This is a genomic window from Caballeronia sp. SEWSISQ10-4 2, from assembly GCF_030464885.1.
In the GTDB taxonomy this organism is placed as follows: domain Bacteria; phylum Pseudomonadota; class Gammaproteobacteria; order Burkholderiales; family Burkholderiaceae; genus Caballeronia.
In genome coordinates, this window is the sequence record NZ_JALPRJ010000017.1 from 23,934 (window position 1) to 49,404 (window position 25,471).

19 protein-coding genes, 1 tRNA gene and 1 pseudogene are annotated in these 25,471 nt (G+C 57.9%); 9 read left to right on the forward strand and 12 right to left on the reverse strand.

Going from position 1 to position 25,471, the window contains the following annotated elements:
* The first annotated feature begins 81 nt into the window (after positions 1–81).
* The 3 genes from M0D69_RS13630 to M0D69_RS13640 all read left to right on the forward strand — a co-directional run bounded on the left by M0D69_RS13630 (position 82) and on the right by M0D69_RS13640 (position 6,546).
* Positions 82–1,503, forward strand: a complete 1,422-nt coding sequence (locus M0D69_RS13630; protein ID WP_301782519.1) for an amidase family protein — start codon at positions 82–84, stop codon at positions 1,501–1,503.
* A 316-nt stretch (positions 1,504–1,819) separates the two neighbouring features.
* Positions 1,820–2,833, forward strand: coding sequence for an IS110 family transposase (locus M0D69_RS13635; RefSeq protein WP_301782520.1), 1,014 nt, complete (start codon positions 1,820–1,822; stop codon positions 2,831–2,833).
* A gap of 686 nt (positions 2,834–3,519) precedes the next feature.
* Positions 3,520–6,546 carry an ankyrin repeat domain-containing protein gene (locus M0D69_RS13640; RefSeq protein WP_301782521.1) on the forward strand — a complete coding sequence of 1,009 codons (3,027 nt, stop codon included), beginning with the start codon at positions 3,520–3,522 and terminating at the stop codon, positions 6,544–6,546.
* Positions 6,547–7,108: 562 nt separating this feature from the next.
* Here the strand turns inward: M0D69_RS13640 and M0D69_RS13645 are convergent.
* Together M0D69_RS13645 and M0D69_RS13650 are read right to left on the reverse strand one after the other, a co-directional pair.
* Entirely contained in the window at positions 7,109–8,707 is a 1,599-nt protein-coding gene (locus tag M0D69_RS13645; protein WP_301782522.1) for a SagB/ThcOx family dehydrogenase, read from the reverse strand.
* 58 nt (positions 8,708–8,765) lie between these two features.
* Positions 8,766–9,041 carry a hypothetical protein gene (locus M0D69_RS13650; protein ID WP_301782620.1) on the reverse strand — a complete coding sequence of 92 codons (276 nt, stop codon included), beginning with the start codon at positions 9,039–9,041 and terminating at the stop codon, positions 8,766–8,768.
* A gap of 470 nt (positions 9,042–9,511) precedes the next feature.
* Between M0D69_RS13650 and M0D69_RS13655 the strand changes: the two genes are divergently transcribed.
* The 4 genes and pseudogenes from M0D69_RS13655 to M0D69_RS13670 all read left to right on the forward strand — a co-directional run.
* The gene (locus tag M0D69_RS13655) at positions 9,512–9,772 is read left to right on the forward strand and encodes a transcriptional regulator (protein ID WP_201084040.1); all 261 of its coding nucleotides are present in this window, start codon (positions 9,512–9,514) and stop codon (positions 9,770–9,772) included.
* Between the two features lie 481 nt (positions 9,773–10,253).
* A complete protein-coding gene (locus M0D69_RS13660; RefSeq protein WP_063496116.1) occupies positions 10,254–10,478 on the forward strand; it encodes a CDGSH iron-sulfur domain-containing protein in 225 nt (74 codons plus the stop codon).
* 261 nt (positions 10,479–10,739) lie between these two features.
* The gene (locus M0D69_RS13665) at positions 10,740–11,084 is read left to right on the forward strand and encodes a hypothetical protein (protein ID WP_301782523.1); all 345 of its coding nucleotides are present in this window, start codon (positions 10,740–10,742) and stop codon (positions 11,082–11,084) included.
* Positions 11,085–11,931: 847 nt separating this feature from the next.
* A pseudogene (locus tag M0D69_RS13670) lies at positions 11,932–12,070 on the forward strand (esterase family protein); the annotation flags it as partial.
* Between the two features lie 349 nt (positions 12,071–12,419).
* Here the strand turns inward: M0D69_RS13670 and M0D69_RS13675 are convergent.
* A complete protein-coding gene (locus M0D69_RS13675; protein ID WP_301782524.1) occupies positions 12,420–14,453 on the reverse strand; it encodes a YncE family protein in 2,034 nt (677 codons plus the stop codon).
* Between the two features lie 328 nt (positions 14,454–14,781).
* Between M0D69_RS13675 and M0D69_RS13680 the strand changes: the two genes are divergently transcribed.
* Positions 14,782–15,063 (forward strand): hypothetical protein, encoded by a 282-nt coding sequence (locus tag M0D69_RS13680; RefSeq protein ID WP_301782525.1) that lies wholly within the window; start codon positions 14,782–14,784, stop codon positions 15,061–15,063.
* Between the two features lie 607 nt (positions 15,064–15,670).
* Here M0D69_RS13680 and M0D69_RS13685 read toward each other — a convergent pair.
* Complete coding sequence (locus M0D69_RS13685; RefSeq protein ID WP_367619710.1) at positions 15,671–16,042, reverse strand: helix-turn-helix transcriptional regulator; 372 nt, start codon at positions 16,040–16,042, stop codon at positions 15,671–15,673.
* Between the two features lie 52 nt (positions 16,043–16,094).
* Between M0D69_RS13685 and M0D69_RS13690 the strand changes: the two genes are divergently transcribed.
* A complete protein-coding gene (locus M0D69_RS13690) occupies positions 16,095–16,331 on the forward strand; it encodes a hypothetical protein (RefSeq protein WP_301782526.1) in 237 nt (78 codons plus the stop codon).
* Between the two features lie 250 nt (positions 16,332–16,581).
* Here M0D69_RS13690 and M0D69_RS13695 read toward each other — a convergent pair whose 3' ends face one another.
* From M0D69_RS13695 to tig, 8 genes are all read right to left on the reverse strand, one after another.
* On the reverse strand, positions 16,582–17,094 hold the full coding sequence (locus M0D69_RS13695; RefSeq protein WP_301782527.1) for a site-specific integrase: 513 nt from the start codon (positions 17,092–17,094) through the stop codon (positions 16,582–16,584).
* Positions 17,079–17,978, reverse strand: coding sequence for an integrase arm-type DNA-binding domain-containing protein (locus M0D69_RS13700; protein WP_301782528.1), 900 nt, complete (start codon positions 17,976–17,978; stop codon positions 17,079–17,081). Before M0D69_RS13700 ends, M0D69_RS13695 begins: the two co-directional genes overlap by 16 nt.
* Positions 17,979–18,121: 143 nt before the next feature.
* Positions 18,122–18,197: transfer RNA gene (locus M0D69_RS13705), tRNA-Val, on the reverse strand.
* Positions 18,198–18,273: 76 nt separating this feature from the next.
* Complete coding sequence (locus tag M0D69_RS13710) at positions 18,274–18,546, reverse strand: HU family DNA-binding protein (protein ID WP_047896884.1); 273 nt, start codon at positions 18,544–18,546, stop codon at positions 18,274–18,276.
* 283 nt (positions 18,547–18,829) lie between these two features.
* Positions 18,830–21,253: an endopeptidase La gene (gene lon / locus M0D69_RS13715; RefSeq protein WP_122171820.1), complete on the reverse strand. Its 2,424-nt coding sequence runs from the start codon at positions 21,251–21,253 to the stop codon at positions 18,830–18,832.
* A 194-nt stretch (positions 21,254–21,447) separates the two neighbouring features.
* The gene (clpX, locus tag M0D69_RS13720; protein ID WP_047896882.1) at positions 21,448–22,719 is read right to left on the reverse strand and encodes an ATP-dependent Clp protease ATP-binding subunit ClpX; all 1,272 of its coding nucleotides are present in this window, start codon (positions 22,717–22,719) and stop codon (positions 21,448–21,450) included.
* Positions 22,720–22,969: 250 nt separating this feature from the next.
* Complete coding sequence (gene clpP, locus M0D69_RS13725; protein WP_047896881.1) at positions 22,970–23,623, reverse strand: ATP-dependent Clp endopeptidase proteolytic subunit ClpP; 654 nt, start codon at positions 23,621–23,623, stop codon at positions 22,970–22,972.
* 159 nt (positions 23,624–23,782) lie between these two features.
* The gene (gene tig, locus M0D69_RS13730; RefSeq protein WP_301782529.1) at positions 23,783–25,129 is read right to left on the reverse strand and encodes a trigger factor; all 1,347 of its coding nucleotides are present in this window, start codon (positions 25,127–25,129) and stop codon (positions 23,783–23,785) included.
* Positions 25,130–25,471: the final 342 nt, after the last annotated feature.

Genomic DNA, 25,471 nt, shown 5'->3' on the forward strand with positions numbered 1-25,471 from the left:
GAATGGCTTCGGCGGGCGCGCGACTGCGATGGCGCTGCAGCCGTGTAGGGAAACAGCACAAATCAAATTGCGGGCAGAAATATGCATACTCAGCTTCACGATCTTGGCCTCGTTGCGGCAGCCGAAGCCATCAGAAACGGCGAAATCTCGTCAGAGTCTTATGTTACGCACCTGGTTGAGCGCTCAAAGGAGTTTTCCAGTCTAAATGCGTTCATTACGATTGATGAACCCCGGCTGCTAGAGAGTGCTCGGGCTGCGGATTTGACGCGACCAAAAGAGCCGGCAGCCCTTTGGGGCGTTCCGATTGCTGTCAAGGATAGCTATCTGACGCGGGGCATTAAGTCCTCGCTTGGCACCGGTATATTGAGCGACTACGTGCCAAGTCGGGAAGCCGACGTGGTGAGAACATTAAAAAAAGCCGGAGCACTGGTTTTTGGCAAGAACAATCTCGAGGAGATGTCCTTCGGCCTGACCGGCAAGAATTTTCACTACGGTCAGGTGAGGAATCCTTATGATGGTTTTCGTGTAACGGGCGGCTCTTCTTCGGGAGGCGCTGCTTCGGTAAGTGCGCGGATCGTCCCTGCCGCATTGGGGGGAGACACGATTGGTTCGATTCGCGTTCCAGCTGCACTATGTGGGGTCGTGGGCTTCAAGCCAACTCTCGACAGATGGCCGGGTTCTGGCGCAGCACCGATTGCGGAGCATCTTGATGTGGTGGGGGTGCTTGCACGAAATGTCGAGGATTGTGCCATCCTCGACGCCATTGTCACCGGTAGTCCGAGAACGTCAGAGCAGGCGCGGTCGGATCTTAAGAATGTGAGGCTTGCCTACGCGCCTAAACAATATCTGGAAGATGCGGACCCTGAAGTGGTCAACGCCTTCAATGAGACTCTGCGTCAGTTAAAAGATGCTGGTGCGGAAATCGTCGAAATCGATCTAGGCGCAGAGTTTATCCCTCTCGCGCAGCAGACGACGTTTGGGATTTTCTTTCACGAGACCAAGCCAAGTATCTCCAGGTTCCTCACCGATTACCAGATTCCGGCTTCCTTCGAAGAAATCTATGAAGGCTTGCACCCCGGCATCAAGGCGGGATGGGAACACTTTGCTTTGCCGGCCGGCGGCGGTTATCTACCCGAAGGCGACTACCAAAAAGTCCTCGCGCAAGCTCGCCCAGAGCTGCAACGTCGCTTTCGGCAGGGTTTTGCCCAAGCTCCATTTCTGCTATTTCCTACAACACCCTGCGCCGCGCCTTTGATCGATTCGCAATTTAAATTTACGGTTGCGGGAAAAGAAGTGACCGATCTCTTCCTGGCTAACAACACCGTCCCATCGAGTGGCGCGGGTTTGCCCGGGATCAGCATTCCGATGAGTTTGACGGGCAATCAACTTCCGCTTGGGCTTGAAGTCGCTGCGGATGCAGGGCAGGACATGAAGCTCCTGGATGTTGCACAGCGCATCCAGGCCGTCCTGGGGCATATTCCTGGGCCAAAAGGATTTGCCTGAGCGACCGGCTGGGGTTGCGGGCCGCGTTAGTGCGGCCTGCCAGGTTCGTCGGTCCGTCGCGTAGACAAGTAAACTGCTGCCGACCACAAGAAGACCGGCCATGCCGTATCTCGATGGCTCGACGCCTTGAGCATGCGAGTAGGTCCGCCTGGTTGAAAAAAACCGGATGCATCGCTTTTTTAAGCATAGCGGTCGTTTGGATGATGCTTCGTTCGTACCAACGAATGATGATCATGTAGCCGGCCTCCTCGCCGCGGTTATGCGACGAGGGTTAAAGTCAGTTTGCGAAACGCACTTTGACCCTGCGGAGACCGACATGAACTATTGTGGCATAGACCTGCATTCGAACAACTGCGTGGTGATCGTCAGCGACGAGAACGACCGGATCGTGTACCAGAAACGCCTGCCAAACGAGCTCGCGCAGATTGCGGCGGCGCTTGAGCCGTACCGGCACGAACTGGTGGGTGTGGTCGTCGAGAGTACGTACAACTGGTACTGGCTGGTGGATGGACTGATGGATTCAGGTTACCGGGTACACCTGGCCCATCCCGCTGCCATCAGGAAATACGACGGACTTAAACACAGCGGAGATTTCGCCGATGCGGCCTATTTGGCGCAACTGCTGAGGCTCGGCTTGCTGCCCGAGGGCTATGTCTATCCGCGCGAGGAACGCGGCGCACGCGACCTGGCACGCAAGCGCAAGCAACTGGTGCGCTATCGCACAGCGCAAATCCTTTCAATCGAGGGGATCCTGATGCGGCAGACGGGCAGCAGAATGAGTGGCGAGACAGTCAAACGGCTGACGGCGGAACAGGTCGACGAATTTGCATTTACGCCCGATGTCATGCTGGCCGTGGAGGCCAACCGTGCGATCAGCCAGGCGCTGGGCCAGCAGATTGAAGCGCTGGAGAAGCGATTGAGGGAACGCGTGAGTCTGCGTGCCGAGTACCACCTGCTCAGGACGGTGCCGGGTATCGGCGACACGCTCGCGACCACGATCATGCTCGAGACCGGATCGATCAGCCGCTTTGCCCAAGTGGGCAACTTCAGTTCCTACTGTCGCTGTGTTGACAGCCTGAGGGAGAGTAACGGCAGGAAGAAGGGTGAAGGCAATACCAGGAACGGCAACAAGTATCTCGCGTGGGCGTTTGTCGAGGCAGCGAACTTCGCAATGCGTTACTGCCCGCAGGCCAGAAGCTTTTACAATCGCAAGAAGAGCAGGACGAACCGCGTCCTGGCAATCAAGGCTCTGGCACACAAGCTTGCGCGGGCGTGCTACCACATGCTGCGAGACCAGAAGCCCTTCGATGTGCACTTGTGTTTCGGGTAACGGTTTGGCCAGGGGCGACGAGCCAGGACAAGGGACTGGTGTGAAGCCACCCGAATGATTTGGACGCCGCCCTTGCGCCATCTGAACGAACGCAGAACGCTGAATCGCCCAGGCTGTGAGCCATCAAAGGACTGGTGTCGTTGTTATGACGATAGCCACAGGGAATGCAAACACCCCCTGGACACGGACTGGCACCAAAGTTTCTCTGGGGCGGCGACTGCCGCCAGGGCAGTCGCGGAGTATTGCCACTGCTTGATCCCGACGGGTGTCTGGTGCGATTCGGTTCGCAACCAACGAGTGAGAAAACGGACGCGGTTAATGTTTGCACGAATGAAGATGGCGCGCTGTAGTCGCTGTGAATTGGACGCAACTGTTTGCGGCGTACTTCTTTTATCCTTGACTCCGGCCGGCTAATGGGTGTCCCTTGATGGCCGAGAGCACCAGTTCCGTGGACGTTCCACGTAGCCGACATTTCAGTAGTCAACGGCAGCTTTCCGACGAGGTGGGTGAATGCGTACTGCCGGCCAAAACCCGTCATTCAGTATGAGGAAATCGTCAGTCATAGGGCATCCGGTTCATGCCGGATAACTGCCGTTCAAGACCGGAAAGCTTGCTATAGAAGTTGGCAGGCCACACGACCATGAGAGAATTCTTGCTCTTGCACATGTTCGCATCCTCGTCGCCTCATGAAGATCCTCGAATACACCGGCCTCGACACCTCACGCGTCAAGGCCAGCTACGACAAGGTGTCCGCGGCCATCGCTCGCCACGACTTCCGTGCTGCCCAAGTCAAGAAGCTCGCCAATCTGAGCCACGGCAAGTTCTACCGGGCGAAGCTGGATGACGCCGACCGGCTGTTGTTCTCGCTGGTGCGCCACGGGGATGAAGTCTGCGCACTGATGCTGGAAGTGATCGCCAATCACGCTTACGACAAGTCACGTTTCTTGCGCGGCGCGGCGATTGACGAGAGCAAAATTCCAGACATCAGCGCCGATGACGCCATTCGGGAGGCGCAAGCTCTACGCTACCTTCATCCCGAGCGTACCGGCATTCACCTGCTCGACAAACCGATCTCGTTTGATGACACGCAAGAGACTATTTACCGACAGCCACCTCCCTTAATTGTCGTCGGCAGCGCTGGCAGCGGCAAGACCGCACTGACGCTTGAAAAGCTCAAGCATGCCGAAGGTGAGGTCCTCTACGTCACTCACTCCACGTTCCTGGCGCAGAGCGCCCGCGACCTTTATTACGCCAACGGTTTCGAGCATGGCGGCCAGGATGCCGTATTTCTGTCCTACCGCGAGTTTGTCGAGTCGATCCGCGTTCCGGCAGGACGCGAAGCTACCTGGCGTGACTTTTCGGGCTGGTACTCCCGCATACGGCAGAACTTCAAGGATGTAGAAGCCCATCAGGCTTTCGAGGAGATTCGCGGCGTGATTGCTGCCGGGGCGAGCGGCGTCCTGTCGCGCGGCGAGTATCAAGCACTGGGGGTGCGTCAATCGATCTTTTCCGTAGAACGGCGCGACCAACTCTACAATCTGTTTGAGAAGTACCGTGCCTGGCTCGCCGAGGCAAAGCTCTACGACCTGAATCTTGTCGCCCAGGACTGGCAAGCGCTGGCCGCGCCGCGCTACGACTTTGTGGTTATTGACGAGGTGCAAGACATCACCACCGTGCAACTCGCGCTCGTGCTGAAAACCCTGAAGAAGCCTGGCCATTTCATGCTCTGCGGGGATTCCAACCAGATAGTCCATCCCAATTTCTTTTCCTGGAGCCAAGTCAAGAGCCTGTTCTGGAAGGACCCGAAAGTGGCCGAGCGGCAGGAATTGCGCGTGCTAACGGCCAACTTTCGCAACGGCCTGGAGGCCACACGCGTCGCCAATCAGTTGCTCAAGGTCAAGCAGCGGCGTTTCGGCTCCATCGACCGCGAGAGCAACTTCTTGGTCCAGGCCGTCGGCGGCGAGACCGGCCAGGTTACGCTGATGCCCGACAAGGACGCCACCAAGCGCGAACTGGACCAGAAGATTCGCCAATCCACCCAGTTCGCCGTCCTGGTTATGCGCGATGAGGACAAGGCCGACGCCCGCAAGCACTTTGCCACGCCGCTATTGTTCTCGATCCACGAAGCCAAGGGTCTCGAATACGAGAACATTGTGCTCTACCGTTTCATCTCGGATCACCGCGGCGAGTTCAACGACATCGCCGAGGGCATCGTAAAGACCGATCTGGCGGTCGAGACACTGGATTACAAACGCGCCAAAGACAAGAGTGACAAGTCGCTCGAAGTCTATAAGTTCTTCGTCAATGCGCTGTATGTAGCGCTGACGCGCGCCATCAAGAACATCTACATGATCGAGTCGGACACAGGGCATGATCTGTTCGGGCTGCTGGATCTGATCGTGGGCCAGACCAAGATCGAGGCCAAACAATCCACGCTCGAAGACTGGCAGAAGGAAGCACGCAAACTCGAACTGCAGGGCAAGCAGGAGCAGGCGGAGGCCATCCGCCGCACCATATTGAAGCAGGTCCCGGTGCCATGGCCGGTGTTCGATGAGGCCAAGGTCAGGGAACTGTTGATCAAGGTCTTCCGCGAGCAGTCTCCGGGTAACAAGGGCAAGCAGCAACTCTTTGACTATGCCACCTGCTTCGATGAACCGCAGCTCGCCGAATGGCTGGCCGTTGAGGCGAAGTTCGAGCAGGCACGAACCTTTGATCAGCAGCGCGCGGTGTTCGCCCGCAAGAGCTACGTCCCTTTCTTCGCCAATCACTTCAAGGACATCCTCAGGCAGTGTGACCAGCATGGCGTCGATCATCGCCTGCCAATGAACCAGACGCCACTGATGGCCGCAGCTGCTGCAGGAAATGTGGCGCTGGTGGAAGCCCTGCTGGAGCGCGGTGCCGACCGCGATGCCGTCGATCACTATGGTCACAATGCACTGCACTGGGCTTTGCGTCAGGCATTTGGCGATGCAAAGTTCGCTGCTGGCCCGCTGGCGGCAATCTATGAATGCCTGGCTCCGCCCTGCATTGATGTCAGAGCGGGTGATCGCTTGGTCCGCATCGACCGGCATCTGTCTGAATACTTTCTGTTCCAGACCCTGTGGGTATTGTTCAAAGCCCGATTCAGCAAGATACGACGCAATGCAGACAGCGCGTTCCAGACCCAAATCATCCTCGATGCCTGGCAACACTTACCCGCTAACCTAGTGCGGCCAGAGCGCAACAAGCGCCAGCATCTTTCTGGCGTGCTGGCGAGGAACGAAATCGACAGAGACTATGCCTACAACCGATCCCTGTTTCTGCGCGTATCCACCGGGCGGTACCAGTTCAATCCCAAACTTGCTGTGCGTCGCCGCCAGGGCGAAGAAGAAAACTGGATCCCGATCTACACGGCACTTAACCTCCCGTTGATTAGCGAGTTTGCCTACAACGACGGCTGGATCAGCACCTGGGACAATATTGACAAGCTTGTGATCCTTGCCGGACTACCTGAACGAACTACACCCATTGCGGCTGAGCGCTCCGCCGAGCGGCAAGCGGCCAAAATGAGGGAGTTGGACGAACGCAGAGCCAACCAACTTGCGGCCAAAGCACGTATTCATGCCGCCGCCGAAGCCACCCAGAACAGAGCGCCACCATGGGGAACAAAGGAAGCCAAACGGCTTGAAATCGAACGTGTGAGACAAGAAATCAAAAGACGGAGGAAGGATTGACGTGCCGATCCTCGTTGGCCATATAAAGCGCTTTGCATAACGCCGATTAACCGCCGGTGGACTCAAAGAGTCGACGGCCGCTGTGCCTTGGACGCGGTCACAGCGGCGGCGCTGTTCGGGGCGGCGGCAGTCGGTCGATCAGAGCCGGCCGTAGTCGGGCTCAGTTCGGCCAAGAACCGCCGGTGGTTGATCACGGAATGCACACCTCAGATTGTCCGGAATCCTTCATAAAGGAGACATTCGCAGAGGTTAGCGTGGCAACGTTCGGTCGAAGCGGCCGCTTATGCCTTTCCAGTTGCGACCACTCGAAAATGTCCGCTTCGATGGAATTCGAATAGATGCTTTCAACGATCGCTGCCTTGGAAAGCAGACCTTAAAGCAAGCTTTCTGGCGAGGGTTCTATTCTTCGCATAGGGGCGGGTCGCTTTCCATTTTATTCTCACGCCGATACGTTTGGTTCGTAGCGCATTGATAAGGAAAACGATGACTATCTGTAACGTTCAATCGCCGAACGCTCGTGGAAAATACCGCCTCGCCACGATCGGGACGTGAGACTCTCGCTTCAAGGCTGAACCTCATACGGTGGAGATGTGGACAGGCGCTGATCGTCTACCGCACGGCCGACGGTGAAGTGATACAGGCTTTGCCAGGTGTGATCCTCCACGCCGAGCAGTGCGTGCATTTCATCATCGAAAAAGCAGCCAATCCCTGTCGCGCGCACGCCGGCGGCTTCGGCTTCGAGATAGAGCGCCTGGCCAAGAATGCCGCATTCCCAGAACAGATGACGATAACGCCATGGCTGCTTCAACGCGATTCCGAATCCCGCGATCATCCCCAGCGCAAAGCAGGAATCGGCGCCGATATCCTGGTGGCAGCAAATCGACTTTGCCGTGGCGCGCAAATCGTAAGGCAGTAGAAGATAGAGCGGCAGATGATCGGGGCCGGTCTTTTGCCACAGCCATTCTGGACGTAGAGACCGCTTGAGATCCGGCAGTGCGCCCGGATTTCTCACGAACATATACAGGCCCGGCTCCAGGTCGCCCACGCGGTGCACCATTAGCGCTGCATGCACTGCTGCAGGAGACACCAGTGCATTCCACGGCGGCGTGCCATGACATGGCAACAAGCACGCCAGCATGCTGAAAAACGCCGCCTTGGTGATACACGTCGTACCGTCGAAATTCACCGCGCTGCGACGCTGCCGCGCGATCCGGGCAAAGCTGAGATCAAGGGCGGGCGGCGCGGGCGACGGATGCAGCTCCAGATCCGGCAAGGTTGGTTCGCGAGTACGGGCCTTATGCGTGGCGCGATGGATCGAATCGATATCCGGCCACTTCACATGTCCCGGACTCAGCTGATTCGCGCGTCCGTGCCACTGTGCGCTATGCAAGGCGATCAGCATGCGCTCAAGATCAGGCCGCGATTCGGGGTTGCCGATCCAGAGCAAGGCATCCGGCGCCTCTGTTTCTGCCTTCCCGAAATCTTCTCCGCGGTTCAATCCAAGCAGGTTGGCGACTGCGTCGTCCGCAGCAGCCTCCGCCAGCCGCGTCTGCCAGCCAAGCGCTGCCGCTGCGTAACTCACCGCAGCGATGACATGGCCGCAATCGTGCTGGCAGTAGCGCCAGGCGCGCATGCCGTATTTCCACGCCTCGCGCCAGGGGATCGAGCTTATACCGATCAGGACGCCACTTTGCGGGAACGCCTCGCTCCATCGTTCGTCATCCGCTGCGGCGCGGCATTCAAGGGAATGGTTCCGGCTCAGGTAATGGTAGACCCCACCGGACAAGCCGGGCAGAGTCGGACACAGAAGATAGCCCTCGGTCGGATGTAGATTTCCGCTCGAAGGGTTGCAGCGCAGTGCCCACCGCTGGGTGCCGTAGGATTTCCACGCCGACAGGCCGAGCGAAAGTTCGAACAGGATTGCCAGACTGGAAAGATCGAATCTGCGCGCGGGCGGCAAAGCGCCGCAGCGCAGTTCGTTGTAGCGTGTAGTCAGGCTATCCGCGGCTAACGGCAGACCAATGCGCGGTGCGCCGTGAAACTCCCGGAACGGATCCGGTTGGGTTGCCCAGTCGAGTTTCCCGGGGCCAGGGGCGTAGCCGCTGACGCGATGCTTGCTACGCTCGTGATATTCGAGCATCGGATACTTTAACCGGTTCATGCCACGGTCCGAACGCGTAGGGTGAATTTCAACACCAGTCGCGAGCGCTGCCTGGCATTCAACGCTTCGGTCCCCTCATACCCTCGGTTTCCGTCGCTGCATTCCGCTCTTCGCAGGCTTCAATGGGTTCCATGGTCTCGTCGATGGAAGCTGTCGCGCGTTCTGTGGCCGCCTTCGTTTCGTCGACGGTGGAACCGAGTCCTCCGTCGTCGTCGCTCGGGGGCTGCAGCATGTCTCGAAGCATGGCCTCCAACTCCGGCGTGTCCCACGGCGCGCCATGCTGTTCTCTTTTCTTTATGTAGTGCCTGACTTCTGCGTCCTGCTCCGGCGTCAGGGGAAGACCGCGAAATGTGCTTTGGGGGGGTAGCGTCGGTCATGGTATTGCTCCGGAATTTATCCCATTTTGAGTGTAGCTCTGTTGTGGCCAAGGAGCCTCTGCTATCGGTCTGCGCATGGACTGATCCGTCCATTCGCATCGGCTCGTCCAGCGAGCGGACGTTGCAATCGGCACAGATACGAGCCCGGGCGCTTTGCGCACCGATGCAAATTGCGACGGGTCATGAAGGATGGCAGGACCTATGACAAAACTGTTCGGAAAGTTTTCCATCGAGCGCGTGCACAAAAGCTGTACGCTGGTGATTCCCGACTGCGACAGGATCGGACCCAGATGAGCGGATGGCATTCGGTTTTCACAACCTCAGCCGCAGCTATGACGCACTCGGGCACTGCGTAACGTTCTGGGGTTATGACAACGTCGTGAAGGGGACCACGAATATCGGTGTCGGACAGACGGGAGGGCGGAAGATGCGACTGATCGAACCGGATGAACGCCAGGCTTTCCTGGCAACCTTGCAGCGCAAGGGACTGGCAGAAGGTGAATTCGAACTGCTGGAAACGGATACGACTGACCCCAAGGGCGACGAGAACGTCGGCCTGCAGGGATATGTCACCGTAACCAGACTATCAACACAAATTGCGAGGGAATACCCCATCGGCTTCGAAACCGGTTGGGTGCAGCATTTCAGACAGGATCTCGAAGCTGGCGTCTTCGATAAGCCGGAATGAGATCCCGCTGTTGCGGCGAACTCTCCGAGCGGAGCAAGCAGGTATGGCGAAGTGGAAGCCGGATCAACGGCGGAGGAGGAGGGAGTGATGTGGCCTTGTCGATCCGGAGCGATGCGGGCGGCCTCGATCAGTAACCCCAGGCATCCCAGAGCCCAATGCGCCTACGCGGCGGTCTTGACTGGTGTCAGCGTGGCCCTGCCACGTCGCGCCCTGCAATCGCACAGGCGACCGTCCGCTTACGGGGCGTCGAGTTCGAGCGTCCGAAACCGTGGCCGATAGTTACCGCCTCCACCAAGCCAGATCATGATGTCCTCATACCATTCGCGGCGAACCTCTCCGCAAGCTTTTGTGCGATGCCACAACGCTCGCCGCACCTTCACGCGGTATCAGATATAGACTGAAATTGACCTGTATTCAGGCTGCCGCATCGAGTGTCCCGAACGTGTGCGGAACGCGTGATTCAGAATCAGCGGAGACGCAAATGGCGACTGCAATTATTACCCCCCGGAATGATGGCCCGTACCACATCAAGGGCGACTTCAAGATTACCACTCAAGGCGGGAAAAATATTGAGGTGGATAAGGACGAGGTCTGGCTGTGTCGATGCGGCCACTCGCAGAACAAGCCATTCTGCGACGGTTCGCACAAGAAGTACGAGTTCAAGAGCAATCTTGACGAACAGCCGCAGGAAGGTGAAACACCCTGATGCATCAGGTGCTGTCGACAAGTTCGGCGCAGGCTTCGCACACGCGTCAAGGCTGTGCATCGTCCCAAGGAGACTGTGCGTGGTTTCACGCTGCCCGAGCGCGCGCAGGCATACAGGAAAAGCAGACGATGGGGGGCGCGAGTGTCGCGGACATCGCTAACCGGAAGGCGCGTTCTTGCGGTGCTCGTACTCTGCATAGGTGTTACGTGCCGGGCAATTGGCGCGCCGCTGCTGTTCGAGTTGTCAGTGATCAGCCGTGCTATGAGCGATTTTCGGCTGGACGAGGCAGTCGAAAACGCCCGAATTTCCCGTGGCGAAAAGCCTGCTATAGAGGATCTCCTTAACCCGCCATACCTGAAGCGATACGGCCTGGACCTGAACTTGTACACGGACAAGCACGGTCGTTTTTTGCCAACAGGCTCTGACTGGCAACAATGGGGACTTCGGACAAAGGCGGCGGCGACTGTGATGTGGCTGGGTTATGATCCACTCGGGACATGGTGGACCTTCGGTCAGATAAGGTGCGTCGACCGCTTTTACGAAGCTTATGGCGACAGCGAGCCGATCGTCGATGTCGCTGATGCTTGCCTCGGCGAGCCACATTGAGCAACGTATGTGCAACCGGGGAGGCGCGGCGGAGCAGGAAGATCGGGACTTCGCAAAATGAGCTGGATATCGCGCGCTTCCGGGACAAAACATGTCGCTGAACTCGCGCAGAAGATTGCCGGCTAGCGCCACCAACTCGACCGCGCACGTCTCGCCCGAAACCGATCGAACGTCACCCGCATCCGCAAGGCCCGCGCCCCCCCCTTTTTCGTGTCCGCGCGATCCGTTCGTCGTTCTCGAAAGCGGACAGACAGCGCATCATGTAAGGTGGCACGCGGCTGCAATCGGCATCCGGCCTGAATGGCCGATGACTTGCCGGCAGACACCAGGGGACGAATGGCTGTATCACCTTGGAAGCTGCCGTAAAGGTCACTCCGGGTCGAAGGGCCGTTCAGGGTCGGGAGCACGCATTCACTGACAGTGAGACCTGACATCCTTGTTTATCGGTGTGCGAACGGCAGGAAAGTGACCTGTAGCCGCCTCATCGACGTCGTCACCTCAGCGACCGCAATGGCCGAACTGCAGTCCTTCCATCGCGCGGGGCCCCGCCGTAGAACAACGCGAACGGCGACGCCCTACCCCCGTCCGTTTCCGGTGGCATTGCCACCTGGTGATTGCGGTGATAACCCTAGTTATCACCGCCGTGCCACTTGACCGTCCGCTTAAAACGAAGGGATGGCGGCGACTGCTGCACTCGAGCGATGCTGGTCCGCCTGATCGACCGGTTGTTGATGGGAAACATGATCGGCCGTACTCGACCCTGAGTCGCCTGCCGAACATACGCCCTCACCGGTCCGAAGCTCGACCTCTTTCGGACATTGCCGGCTTGCTTGGCGGCGGCTCCTAGCTAGGTGTGCCGCATGATTACGCGGATCGTCCCGGTGGCCACACGTGGGAGTACTGGGCCAACGCGGTCCAGTCAGGTTCTTTTCTTCGCGACTTCATTTCGGCGCAATGCCTCGCGGACGCAAACCGCGCGGAGGTGACCGCCTGCTTCGCCGCCTGGGCTATAGCGATGGCTCATTGACAAGGCGGCCCACGCAGGATGCCGGGTTAGCGGGAGGCAAAGCGCTCGTGTGCAAGACTGGGCGCTTGCCATCGTGCGTTCATTACCCTGGTCTCCTTCAGGCTGTCCGTGACGGTCAGGCGCTGGCGGCCTTTCTGGGCAGCGGCCGACAACGTCTGCGGCAAGCGCCTGAAGGCGTTGATCCCAATGCGGGCTGATGCTGGGGACGTCCCACCCTCTCCTTTGGCATAAATCTCTCGCTGCGTAGAGGCCGTCGTCCATCGCATCAGCGCCATCACCGAGCGCCTCGCGCGACGCAAAATCACGCGTCAGGGTGCCAAAACATAGGCGATCAATGCGTCGGCATCGTACTGACTTTGCCGGCTCCACCCGTTGTTGGCTGCGGCAAAGACATGGACTTCTTCGGCAAACGCAGCAATCGTGCAATTGCCGCGGAGATTGGCGACCGTCTCGACGACGGGCGAAAGCCCAAGCGCTGCTGTAACGGGATCGCCTGCAATCGGCAGTGGCGGGAGCGTCACCTGGTTGACGCCCTTGACCAGCACGAAGCTGAAGGTGGCAAAGTTGTTCGGATGACTCGCCGTGAACGGCATGCTAACTGGCGATGCATCCGTCGTCCCATAGTGAAGGAGACCGCAGGTGGAATCCGCGCCGGCTGCGTTCACGGTCGGTGGCGCGAGCGTCGCCGTGCAGCGGTTATTGTCCACGAGGATGGTCAGCGGCGTGGCCCACTCGATAAGGTTTCCCGTTGCACCAACGAACTCGATCCAGATCGTGTTGAGCCCGTCGGGCAGGTCAGTAGACTGCACGAAGCCGCCCAGCGACGGATTCATCCACAGGAACAGGTCGCTTATCGCGCGCGTGGGAAAGAAGCCCGGCTGGCCGCCAACGTTTCTGGGGCCGGTCGTGACAGCTACGAACTCGAACCCGTTCCAATGCTCGTCTGTCCAGCTAACGTCCCGGAGGACGAAGCCCTGGCTCGCATTCTGGACGAAGACGCGATAGTACGCTGCGCCGTCGTTGAGGGCTCGCATGTAGTTGAGCGTCAGCGGTAGCGCGCCTCCGAAGGGCGTATTCTTCACCTGATAAAAATAGGTGGGATCCACGGTCGTGTCGGCCAGTCCCTGCGTCGGCCCCGCGACGGTGATTACCTTGTCGAATGGGATAAAACCGATGCCCATGAGCACTGGGCCAGCGGGCTGGAAAGCCAGCAAATCCGCCTCTTCGATGATCTTGTCGCTGCAGATCAGCATCTGGCCCGGAGCCGGCACGGTGACACTCGATGGCCGGAAGGGTACGCCGTCAAGAACCACCTGCGAGTTCTTCCCGGCCACGTCGATCATGGTGATACGGTTGGCCGGGTCGCGTTCTGGGACGAGCAACAGATTCTGGGTGGCATCGTTCCAGGTCAGGAAAAAAGGTGCCGTCAGACCCTTGACGATCGTCTGGCGCGCGCCATTGCTGAGTTGAAAACGGCTCACCCGCCCCGTGTCCGGTCCGGTGGTCTGTTCGCTGATGTAGGCGAATTGCAGGTTAGCGCCAAGCACCAGTCCCACTGCGTTTTGCAGGCCCGAAAGCACGGCGGTCTTTGCGCCGGTGGTCAGATTGATCTGCCACAGATGACCGGCGGGCGCAAATTCGACCACGTAGGCGTGGTTATTCGACTCGTCAAGGAAAAGCTGCTGAGGCGCAGTCATGCCCGACGAAAGCACCATTGCCGGTGTGCGATTGGGGCCGGCCAATGGAACCTTGAGCAGGTTCCCAGTCCGCTCCGTCACGTAAACATGCATCCCATCAGCGCTCACCTTGACGTCTTCGGGCTCCTGATAGCCGGTGCCCAGGACCGCGTAAGGGGAATCCAGCTTGTAGGTGACCCATTGAATCTGCAAGTTGAGCCCGGCAGCGATTACCTGAATCTTGGAAAAATTCCCTCCGTTCGTGTGAACAGCGAATACATCGTTGGTCGAAAGATTCGCTTGCGGAATTGTGGCGGCGGAATAAGGCAGGCTCTGAATGGTGTCTGGCGTGAGCGAGGCAAAATCGGTCACGCCGAGATTGATCATCTGTGCGTTGCCGATGCGAACCATGCCAGCCGGAGGCGACCACCAGATGTCGCCGGTGAGAGGAGCTCCGGTGGAGTCTTCGATGCCGGTGTCGAGGTTAAAGCCGTAGCTGGCAAGGAGGGTCGCAGAGCCGGAAGTGACAACGGTTGCGGTGTGGGTAAGATTCAGACGGGAAAGTTTGCCGCCGAATTCGACAAAGACAAGCTGGTTCAGGGGGCGGCGAAAGTCGGAGCCAATAGCGCCGCTTAGGTTACCGACAAGTTGGACTGGTGAAGGCATCTGAATCTCCTTTATGTGTACCCCGAGAAGCGGAAAAGAGCGCGCGATTCTTTGTGAACGTTACGGGCTTTTGAATTGCTTTAGATGATCCGGCGTCATGGTCGTCTTCCCAATCGACACTGGTTAGCCTAGTGATGAGCTCCGCGCCTGATAACGGCGCAAATTGCGAGCGCGCTACCCACTAAAGACGATCCGGCGCCGAACATTTTCAATGCAGCACAGTCTCCCCGACGGTGATCGAAGCGTTTTGACAATCGGCGTGAGGCTATAGCGTCGGCAGATGTCGGGGCCGTTTGGGTAGCATCGGTTGGAGTAGTCCTGTACAGCGATGCCGGGACAAGAAATCAATAGCGCCCACGGCAACGAATTGCAGACGGTCATAGCGATGGTTGCAAGCCGGAGCGAAACCGGCGCCACCAGTGCTAAGCCCGTTCGATCAACAAGGTCGACCAAGGAGCACGGCATCGTGAGCGCGACTCCAACAGTAAAACGATTCACCGTGCCCGGTTTTGAATCAACAACTGCCTCGCCCAAGATGGGTGTCGCGCATAATGCGCCGATCCCCAAAGACCGTCGCCGCCCAACGTCCTTATCGTCGTTGTTTTTCTAGCTCCGTATGCGGCCTCTGTCTTACCGGGCCAGACCAACGATATCGACCCGTCCTTGCTGCTGGCGATCAAGTGCACCAAAGCAGATCAACTGGAGCGCGCGATAGGCCGCACCGGGCTCAACTTCGGTCGTTCGAAACGATATCGTGACGGTCCCTTCATGGCCGATAGAGCCAGTTCAACCGAGGCCCCTGAACCGACATTCGCGAAGAATGGGACGAGCTCGCCAACGGCCGCAACGGCCGAAAAACTGCGGATCCAAGCAATATCCGCGACCAACTTGCCGCTCGCCCATTGGGACCCTAGAGGGCAAGCAGCGGTATGGGCTCCGGTTCGCAACTTTATTGTCACCGACCAGGCATCGTCGCATCAGAGTTGAGTCACTGAACGTCCTCGGCTATTGTCGCGGGCGCATACGGATTGCCAAACTAGATCTCAGTGGCAACTCCGCAAAAATGCCTTCCATTCGGCCGTATCTACTCAATAGGACTCAGGGAATAGGTGGCGTATTGTTCCGTCATGTTCCATCCTCTCAACATAAAACGCTGATCAATGCAGTTAGAGTTGATTACATAGGACTACATACACGTTGTTCGTCCAAACATGATTTCACAATCCACCCTCGCGCTTGCGTCGCCGCGTTTCAGCGTCCGCCGACCCATTCAGTCTTTTCGACCGTCTCGCTTTCGACGCAAGTGCTGTGGCGAGTCGTTGTACAGTCGCATCAGCCGGGTTTGGCGCACTCGTGCCTGTTGCGATCCGCTCCTTAATCCACATATCGATATCGCTTTCGATCCAGGCAACCCTGCCACCACCAATCTGGACAGGTCGGGGGAATTTCCCGTCAGCAAGGTATTGATAGAGAGTACTCCTCCCTAGGCCCACACGCGTTCTGACCTCGCGCAGGCGAACCAGTCGCTCTTTCATTGGGAGGGAGGGAGGGAGGGAGGGAGGGAGGGAGGCAGGTGGCTGCTCCTTCATCGTCGGCTCCTGATTGGCTGCGCCCTGACGGGCGGGTGCACGTACGAATTTAATGAGTAACAAGCAGCACCGCAAATGCGGCCCCAGCAACAGACTTGCCAAGAATCGCGAATGTGCTTGGCGGCAGTTTTCCTCCGAATTCCACAATTTCCAGTCAGTAGGCGAAACTTACCTCAATTTTCAATTTTTTAGTGAATTCGTGCCATTTGAGCAGCAGCTTTTCTTCCTTAAGGCTGCAATAGCCGCGGGAATGCATTTTTATGACCCAGGACCCTTCGATGCGCCCTGAGAACAAGGACATCGAATGCAATCGTGAGATGCGCTGCCATTCATCGTGCTGTGCATTGGGCGTTTGCGCTTATCCCCGTGTGAATCGTCCACATTTAAATATATATCGCTTTCCTGAATAATTGATATGCCATATCTTCCGCAGATTTCGCTACTCCTTATTTCAATCGCGCGATGCCTCGATTACCGATTCCTCATTGCCACTCTCGCACATCTTCTCGAGCACCCCTCGTCCCAGACAGATACCTGACCTAAATGAAGAAGTGGTTGTCAATGATCTCGTCGCTCGAAACATCCGAAGCTGACAAGAGTGGTTCCGGCACGTCGTCAGCAACGTCAGGCAGGCGGCGTGATGCCAGACGCTCCAGATAATCCGCCCAGTCCTGAACCATAATCCTGCGCTGCTCAAAGAACTGCGTTCTGTCGTACGCGTCGCCCAACTCCTCATCACTACCGTGCGCGAGGTGACGTTCCACGACGTCCTTTTCGTAGCCCAGACGTTCGCGAATCAACGTGCGCGCAGTGGCCCGAAAACCGTGACCGGTCATCTCCTGCCCCGAGTAACCTAACGTGCGTAATGCCGCATTGATGGTGCCGTCCGAAATCGGAACCCCCACCTTCCGACTAGGGAATACGAATCCCTTTGGCCCGGTCAATGGATACAGGCCCTTCAATATGGCTACTGCCTCCCGTGGCAACGGCACCAGATGCGGAGGTCCATTTTGTTTGCGCTCAAGACGCCCCTTCATCATGGCGGCCGACATATCCACAGGCCGCGCTTGAGGTCAAACTGATCCCACTCAGCGGCCCTCACCTGCCCCGGACGCTGGAAGACCAGCGGCGTGAACTGCAGAGCGGCACGGACTATGGGCGTGCCCTTGTAGGATCGGATAGCGCGAATGAGTTGTCCCAATGCCTCCGGCTCCGTAATCGCGGCGTAGTGCTTCACGGACGGCGTACGGACGCCGCCCACCTTCGGGTCGAGCGCCGGATTCTCGGACACCTTGATGATGCCAGTCTCAACGGCATGCCGGAAAACGCAGTTGCATGTCTCACGGACCCTACGGGCGGTGTCCGCCACGCCCCTGTCGCGCGCGCGATGAATAACTTCGGTCACGTATTCATGCGTGCTGATCTCGCCGATCGACCGCTGGCCGATCCAGGGGTAAGCATTTTTCTTCAGACGTCGTTCAATCTTGTCCAGATAGTTTTCGGACCAGTGAGACTTCTGCGAAGCGATCCAAGCCTTGGCTACCGACTCGAAGGTCTCTGACGCCTGTAGCCGAGCCTGAGCCTTGGCCATCCGACGCTCGCGCATTGGGTCGACACCCTTGCGCAAAAGCTCGCGGCCGGCCGCATGTGCCGCCCGCGCCTCTTTCTCGGTGACCTCGGGCCACGTCCCGAGTGCCATCGTTTTGTTCTTGCCGGCAAACTCATACTTCCATCGCCAGAGCTTTGCGCCATCTGGTTGAACGCGGAGAAAGAGCCGTCCGCCGTCCGAGAGAAGATAGGGCTTGACTTGCGGCTTGGCCTTCAAAATTGCCAGCCTAGAAAGCTTATGCAGTAAGGTTTTGGGCATTTTTCGGGGTATACGCAAAGGCACAAGTGGGTGAAAAACCCAAAATACCTCAAAAAATACCCCGCTCAAACTTCGGATCCAGCGGGACGGGTCCGGACTATCCGGGACGATTTCCGGGCAACAAAAAACCCGCAGAGCCAATAGCTGTGCGGGTTTCCGTGTATTTCTCCGAACTTCTTCAGACTACTTCGGACATTGCATGCGAAACGGTATGGTGGGTGCTGAGAGGCTCGAACTCCCGACCTACGCCTTGTAAGGGCGCCGCTCTACCAACTGAGCTAAGCACCCGTTTCGCCATTCAATTGTGCGACTCATTCTACCGGACCTGAAGGCGATTCAAACCGCTCCATATCCAGCGAGTCCGCTAGTTTAGCGCATCTTTTAGTGCTTTGCCAGGGCGAAATTTCGGAACTTTCGCGGCTTTGATCTTGATCTCATCGCCGGTGCGGGGGTTACGGCCGATGCGCGCCGTACGTTTGCCCACGGCAAACGTACCGAAGCCGACGAGCGTCACCGAGCCGCCCTTCTTCAATGTCGTCTTGACTCCGCCGATCACGGCTTCGAGTGCACGGCTGGCCGCTGCTTTGGATATATCCGCTTGTTGCGCGATATGGTCGATTAGGTCCGTCTTGTTCATTGTGATCCCCCGAATGATGGTGTGTGGTTGGGCGATGCTGCAAAGAGTGGGTTCGTGACAGGCTGCTTGAGCACGGGCTGGAAGCCCCAAGTGCGGCGGTCATTAGAAGTAGCCGAAACCCCCGTGTCAACAGGGATTGAGCCTGATTAGAGGGTTTTTGCAGCGCCAAATGCGTGGACGGACACGCCAATAAAAAACCCGCGGAGTCATTTCACAATGACCCCGCGGGTTTTTACTTTGCTTAATCTCGGCGCGACAGTTCGCTCCGCGCCTCGACCAGCGTTTAATGCTTCACGAAATCGCCGGCTGCTGGCGTGTCTTTCTTTTCCGCAACAGCAGGCGTTGCCGGCTTGGCTTCCTCTTCCGGCAACGCGGCAGGAACACGCTCAAGTGCGAGCTCAAGCACCTTGTCGATCCAGCGAACCGGAACGATTTCGATCGCGTTCTTCACGTTGTCCGGAATCTCGGCCAGGTCCTTCGTGTTTTCTTCCGGGATCAGCACGAGCTTGATGCCGCCGCGATGCGCTGCCAGCAACTTCTCCTTCAATCCGCCGATAGGCAACACTTCGCCACGCAACGTGATTTCGCCGGTCATCGCCACGTCTGCGCGAACCGGAATGCCGGTCAGCACGGACACGAGCGCCGTCGTCATCGCGATACCTGCGGACGGACCGTCCTTCGGCGTCGCACCTTCGGGCACGTGAATGTGGATGTCCTTCTTCTCGAACGCCTCATCCGACACGCCCAGACGACGCGAGCGCGAACGAACCACCGAACGTGCAGCCTCGACCGATTCCTTCATCACGTCGCCGAGCGAACCCGTGCGGATGATGTTGCCCTTACCCGGCATCACGGCAGCTTCGATGGTGAGCAGATCGCCGCCCACTTCCGTCCACGCGAGACCCGTGACCTGGCCAACCTGGTTCTCCTTCGCGGCCAGACCGAAGTCGGTCTTGCGCACGCCGAGGAACGTATCGAGATTGCTGCCATCCACCTTGACCGCGCCCTCTGCCTTCTTCAGCAGAAGCATCTTCACGACCTTGCGGCAGATCTTCGACATTTCGCGCTCAAGCGAGCGAACGCCAGCTTCACGCGTGTAATAACGAATGATGTCGCGAATCGCTTCTTCCGTGAGATCCATCTCGCCAGCCTTGAGGCCGTTGTTGCGCGTCTGTTTCGGCAACAAGTACTTCTGCGCGATGTTGACCTTCTCGTCCTCGGTGTAACCCGAGAGGCGAATCACTTCCATCCGGTCGAGCAACGGCGGCGGGATGTTCAGCGAATTCGACGTCGCCACGAACATCACGTCCGACAGATCGAAATCGACTTCGATGTAGTGATCGGCGAACGTATGGTTCTGTTCAGGATCGAGCACTTCAAGCAGAGCCGAAGCCGGGTCGCCGCGGAAATCCATGCCCATCTTGTCGACTTCGTCGAGCAGGAAAAGCGGATTGCGCACGCCGACTTTTGCCAGGCTTTGCAGGATCTTGCCGGGCATCGACCCGATATACGTGCGACGGTGACCGCGAATCTCGGACTCGTCATGCACGCCGCCAAGCGCCATGCGCACGAACTTGCGGTTCGTTGCGCGGGCGATTGACTGGCCCAGCGAGGTCTTGCCAACACCCGGAGGCCCGACGAGGCACAAGATAGGCGCCTTGACCTTTTCAACGCGTTGTTGGACCGCAAGATACTCGAGGATCCGTTCCTTGACCTTCTCGAGGCCAAAGTGATCTTCGTCGAGCACGCGTTCCGCGTTCGAGAGGTCATTGTTGACCTTGCTCTTCTTGCGCCACGGCAAACCAATCAACGTATCGATGTAGTTGCGCACGACGGTGGCTTCAGCCGACATCGGCGACATCAGCTTGAGCTTCTTCAACTCAGCGTCAGCCTTCTTCTTGGCTTCCTTCGGCATGCGCGCGTTGGTGATGCGCTTCTCGAGTTCCTCGAGATCCGCACCTTCCTCGCCTTCGCCCAGTTCCTTCTGGATCGCCTTGACCTGTTCGTTCAGGTAATACTCGCGCTGGCTCTTTTCCATCTGACGCTTCACGCGTCCACGGATACGCTTTTCGACCTGAAGAATGTCGATCTCGGCTTCGAGCTGGGCAAGCAGATGCTCAAGGCGTTCCACAACCGGGAACATCTCGAGAATGTGCTGCTTCTGGTCGAGCTTCAACGGCAAATGCGCCGCGATGGTATCGGCCAGACGACCCGCTTCGTCGATACCCGACAGCGACGTCAGGATCTCGGGAGGGATCTTCTTGTTGAGTTTCACGTACTGATCGAACTGCGACACAATCGCGCGACGCAGTGCTTCAGTTTCAGCGCTGTCGGCGTGGTCGGGTTCGAGCGGCATCACGTCGCAGGAAAACTGTGTTTCCTGTTCTTCGATCGTGAGCGTCTTGGCACGCTGCAAGCCCTCGACGAGCACCTTCACGGTGCCGTCCGGCAGCTTCAGCATTTGCAGGATGTTTGCGATACATCCCACTTCGTACATGTCTTTTTCGGTCGGCTCGTCTTTGGCTGCGGTCTTCTGGGCAACAAGCATGATGTGCTTGCCACCTTCCATCGCAGCTTCGAGTGCCTTGATCGATTTGGGTCGTCCGACAAAAAGCGGAATCACCATGTGCGGGAAAACGACTACGTCACGCAGCGGGAGCAGCGGGAGAGTAATGCGTTCCTGCGGGAGGAGTTGGGTTCCTGACATTTCATTTCCCCAGTAGTGGAATCAGTTCAGTCGTAAATAAGGCCGTCAAAATGGATTGCAAGCCTTAAGCGTGTGGGAAAAGATCGGTGAATCGAAAAAATTCGCGTCAGTAACGTCCACAAGATATCCGAAAAATAAACAAAAAGCCGTTCACGTTGCCATGAACGGCTTTCTCGCCGACACACAGCCCAACCTTAGTTTGAACCTGCAACCTTCGGTGTGTCTTCGTAGATCAATAGCGGCTTACCGTCGCCATCAATTGTGTTGTCGTCGACAATGACCTTGCTCACGCCTTTCATTGTCGGCAACTCATACATCACATCAAGCAATGCTTGTTCCAAAATGGATCGCAGACCACGCGCGCCCGTTTTGCGGCGAATTGCTTTCAACGCAATGGCTTGCAGTGCGCCCGGACGAATCTCCAGGTCGACACGTTCCATGTTGAACAGCTTGTGGTACTGCTTCACCAACGCGTTCTTCGGTTCAGTCAGGATCTTGATCAGCGCGTCTTCATCCAGCTTGCCAAGCGTCGCCACGACGGGCAGACGGCCGATCAGCTCAGGAATCAAGCCGAACTTGATCAGATCTTCCGGTTCGACTTCGCGCAGCACTTCGCCCGCGTCGCGATCCACCTTGCTCTTCACGCTTGCGCCAAAACCGATGCCGGTCTTTTCCGTACGATCGATGATGACCTTTTCAAGGCCGTCGAACGCGCCGCCGCAAATGAACAGAATGTTGGTGGTGTCGACCTGGATGAAGTCCTGGTTCGGGTGCTTGCGGCCACCTTGCGGCGGCACCGAAGCCATCGTACCTTCGACCAGCTTCAGCAATGCTTGCTGGACACCCTCGCCCGACACGTCACGCGTGATGGACGGGTTATCCGACTTGCGGCTGATCTTGTCGATTTCGTCGATATAGACAATGCCGCGCTGAGCCTTGTCGACTTCGTAGTTACAGTTTTGCAGCAGCTTCTGAATAATGTTCTCGACGTCTTCGCCAACGTAACCCGCTTCCGTCAGCGTGGTCGCGTCTGCAATCACGAACGGAACGTTCAGCATGCGTGCCAGCGTTTGCGCGAGCAAGGTCTTGCCCGAACCCGTGGGCCCGATGAGCAGGATGTTGCTCTTCGACAGCTCGATGTCGTCTTTCTTCTCAAGATGCTTGAGGCGCTTGTAGTGGTTATAAACCGCCACTGCGAGAATCCGCTTCGCGCGATCCTGACCGATCACGTACTGGTTCAGGATCTCGCTGATTTCCTGAGGGCTGGGCAGATCCGACTTCGTCAGGCCAGCCTCTTCCGCCGCGCCGGCTGCTTCGTCGCGGATGATTTCATTGCACAAGTCGATGCATTCATCGCAGATGAATACAGAGGGACCCGCAATCAGCTTCTTGACCTCGTGCTGACTCTTGCCGCAGAACGAGCAATACAACAGCTTTTCGCTGTTAGAACCCTTTTTGTCCGCCATGGATGTGTGAGCCTCCGGACACTCGATTACATAATACGCCGCTCAACTCACCTACGCAGAAATGGCATGTGCAGAGGGTGAAAGCGTGTGTGGCGTGTGCTTTGACGCCGTTTTCCGCGTTGACACCAGGCTTGCGCACTGGTGCCATTTGCCGCGCCGCCGTTGACGGTCTGGCCTGAAATCGCAACGCCTGCATGGACAAAAACGGAACGGCCGGCCCGTTATTCCCCAACGACCGGCGCGACATCGTTCAGGGACGCTTGTGAAGAACCTGATCGACGAGACCGTACGCCTGGGCGTCGTCGCCGGACATGAAATTGTCGCGGTCGGTGTCGCGTGCGAGACGATCCACCGGCTGACCCGTATGGTGCGAGAGCAACTGATTCAGACGCTCCTTCAGGTACAGGATTTCCCGTGCCTGAATTTCGATGTCCGACGCCTGGCCGCGTGCACCACCCAGCGGCTGGTGAATCATGACACGTGCGTTGGGCAGCGCAACGCGCTTGCCCTTGGCGCCCGCTGCCAGCAGGAACGCGCCCATGCTCGCGGCCAGTCCCATGCATAACGTAGCGACGTCCGGCTTCACGAACTGCATGGTGTCGTAAATGGCCATGCCTGCCGACACCGAGCCACCCGGACTGTTGATGTACAGGCTGATGTCCTTGTCGGGGTTTTCGCTTTCGAGGAACAACAACTGCGCGACCACGAGGTTTGCCGTCTGGTCGTTCACTTCCCCGACCAGGAACACCACGCGCTCTTTCAACAGGCGCGAATAGATGTCATAGGCACGTTCGCCGCGGCCGCTCGTTTCAACCACCATGGGCACCAGACCGAGCGCCTTGGTTTCGAAATCATGCGGCGCGTTTGACGCGAGCGTGTCCAGTAATTGAGCGCGAAAGGTCATGCAATTTCCTTGTTCGGAATAGGGATACTGAACGACAAAGGAACATCCAAAGAACGGCACAACTTGGCGACCGACACCAAAAACGCCAATGCAACCGAAATGCAAAAAAGGCGTGCCGGCCCGTCACCTCGACGGCCCTGCACGCCTTGTCGACGCTGCTTACGCTTGCGCCGTCGCGCTGGCCAATTCCTCGAAGCTTACTTCCTTGTCGCTCACTCGGGCCTTGCCGAGCACGAAGTCCACGACGTTGCTTTCCACAACGTACGCTTCCATTTCGGCGAGGCGCTGCTGATTCGAATAATACCAGCGGACGACTTCCTTCGGGTCCTCGTAGCTTTTCGCGAATTCGTCGACTTCCGCGCGGATCTGTTCCGGCTTCGCCTGCAGGTCGTTGGTCTTGACCAGTTCGGCCAGAACCAGACCCAGCTTGACGCGGCGTTCAGCTTGTTCCGCGAACATTTCTGCCGGAATGGGAGCGTCGGCTGCGTTTGGCACACCGCGTTGTTGCAGATCCTGACGCGCCATTTCCACCAGACGTTGCTGATCCTGCTCGATCAGCGCCTTCGGCACGTCGAGTTCGGAGATCTTCAGCAGTGCGTCCATAACCTGGTTCTTCACGATCTGCTGCGTGCGGCGCTTGGCTTCACGCTCCAGGTTTTCCTTGATCTCACCGCGCATCTTGGTCGTGTCGCCGTCTTCCACACCCAGCGATTTTGCAAATTCGGTATCGATTTCCGGCAGGTGCGCCCACTCGATCTTCTTCATCGTGATGGTGAACTGAGCCGTCTTGCCGGCTACGTCCTTGCCGTGATAATCGTCGGGGAACTTGAGGTCGAATTCCTTCGATTCGCCGACCTTCAGGCCAAGCGCCGCCGTTTCGAATTCCGGCAACATGCGCCCTTCGCCCAGCACGAACGTGAAGTCTTCGGCGCTGCCGCCTTCAAACAACGTGCCGTCGAGCTTGCCGACAAAGTCCATTGTCACGCGATCGCCGTCTTTAGCAGCCGTATCCGCGCCGCCGTCGCCATGCTCGCCGCCTTCGCCACGTGCGTGGTAATGCACGCGTTGCTTGCGCAGGATTTCCAGCGTGCGGTCGATTTCGGCTTCCGAGATGGCCGTGACCGTACGTTCGATTTCAGCTGCAGCCACGTCGCCGATCTTGACTTCCGGGTACACCTCGAAGGTCGCGTCGAACGCGTAGTCGTCGGCGACTTCGCCGCCCTTGGGCGCGAAGCTCGGCTGGCCTGCCACACGCAGGTTTTCGGTGCGCGTGACGTCGAAGAACTCCTTGCCGACCTTGTCGCTCAGCACTTCGGCTTCAACCTGGCCCTGGTACTGCTGCGTCACCATCTTGAGCGGCACCTTGCCCGGGCGGAAACCCGGCATGCGCACGTTTTTCGCCAACTGACGGATACGCGAATCCACTTCCTTTTGCACCGTATCTTTCGGCAGGGAAATCGTCACACGGCGTTCGAGCTTGCCGAGGTTTTCAACAACGTTAGCCATGGCTTCTATCGTCCTAAAATAAATCGAGTATTCGGGTTCGTGTGTCTGGTCAGTTCTGGTTCGATCTCGCGCCGCGACAGGCGCACGGCGTCGCGCGGTTCCTGAACATTGACGGCCAAGCCGGAGCATTCAGCTAGCCGTGACAGGAAGCCGTGCACACCGGTTTGAGTCAACAGAGCCAAACATTTTACCAAACTATTTGCAAGGGTCGTGGCGGATGAGGGTCAGCCACGCCAAATACCGGCAATTCGGGGCTATTTTCGCGGTTTTGGTGCGTGTTTTGCAGTCTCAAGTCACTGTGATGAGGTCCCTTTCGGATCGCGCCGGCGTCGGGTTCCAGCG

Bases quoted from the DNA above. Each gene is read 5' to 3' on its own strand.
- M0D69_RS13685 (WP_367619710.1), bottom strand. From the start codon at position 16,042: ATGAAGGAGCAGCCACCTGCCTCCCTCCCTCCCTCCCTCCCTCCCTCC.
- M0D69_RS13665 (WP_301782523.1), top strand. From the start codon at position 10,740: ATGAGCGATTTTCGGCTGGACGAGGCAGTCGAAAACGCCCGAATTTCC.
- clpX (WP_047896882.1), bottom strand. From the start codon at position 22,719: ATGGCGGACAAAAAGGGTTCTAACAGCGAAAAGCTGTTGTATTGCTCG.
- M0D69_RS13635 (WP_301782520.1), top strand. From the start codon at position 1,820: ATGAACTATTGTGGCATAGACCTGCATTCGAACAACTGCGTGGTGATC.
- M0D69_RS13695 (WP_301782527.1), bottom strand. From the start codon at position 17,094: ATGTCGGCCGCCATGATGAAGGGGCGTCTTGAGCGCAAACAAAATGGA.
- M0D69_RS13680 (WP_301782525.1), top strand. From the start codon at position 14,782: ATGCCGGGACAAGAAATCAATAGCGCCCACGGCAACGAATTGCAGACG.
- clpP (WP_047896881.1), bottom strand. From the start codon at position 23,623: ATGACCTTTCGCGCTCAATTACTGGACACGCTCGCGTCAAACGCGCCG.
- M0D69_RS13645 (WP_301782522.1), bottom strand. From the start codon at position 8,707: ATGAACCGGTTAAAGTATCCGATGCTCGAATATCACGAGCGTAGCAAG.
- M0D69_RS13640 (WP_301782521.1), top strand. From the start codon at position 3,520: ATGAAGATCCTCGAATACACCGGCCTCGACACCTCACGCGTCAAGGCC.
- M0D69_RS13660 (WP_063496116.1), top strand. From the start codon at position 10,254: ATGGCGACTGCAATTATTACCCCCCGGAATGATGGCCCGTACCACATC.
- M0D69_RS13675 (WP_301782524.1), bottom strand. From the start codon at position 14,453: ATGCCTTCACCAGTCCAACTTGTCGGTAACCTAAGCGGCGCTATTGGC.
- M0D69_RS13690 (WP_301782526.1), top strand. From the start codon at position 16,095: ATGAGTAACAAGCAGCACCGCAAATGCGGCCCCAGCAACAGACTTGCC.
- lon (WP_122171820.1), bottom strand. From the start codon at position 21,253: ATGTCAGGAACCCAACTCCTCCCGCAGGAACGCATTACTCTCCCGCTG.
- tig (WP_301782529.1), bottom strand. From the start codon at position 25,129: ATGGCTAACGTTGTTGAAAACCTCGGCAAGCTCGAACGCCGTGTGACG.
- M0D69_RS13630 (WP_301782519.1), top strand. From the start codon at position 82: ATGCATACTCAGCTTCACGATCTTGGCCTCGTTGCGGCAGCCGAAGCC.
- M0D69_RS13655 (WP_201084040.1), top strand. From the start codon at position 9,512: ATGCGACTGATCGAACCGGATGAACGCCAGGCTTTCCTGGCAACCTTG.
- M0D69_RS13710 (WP_047896884.1), bottom strand. From the start codon at position 18,546: ATGAACAAGACGGACCTAATCGACCATATCGCGCAACAAGCGGATATA.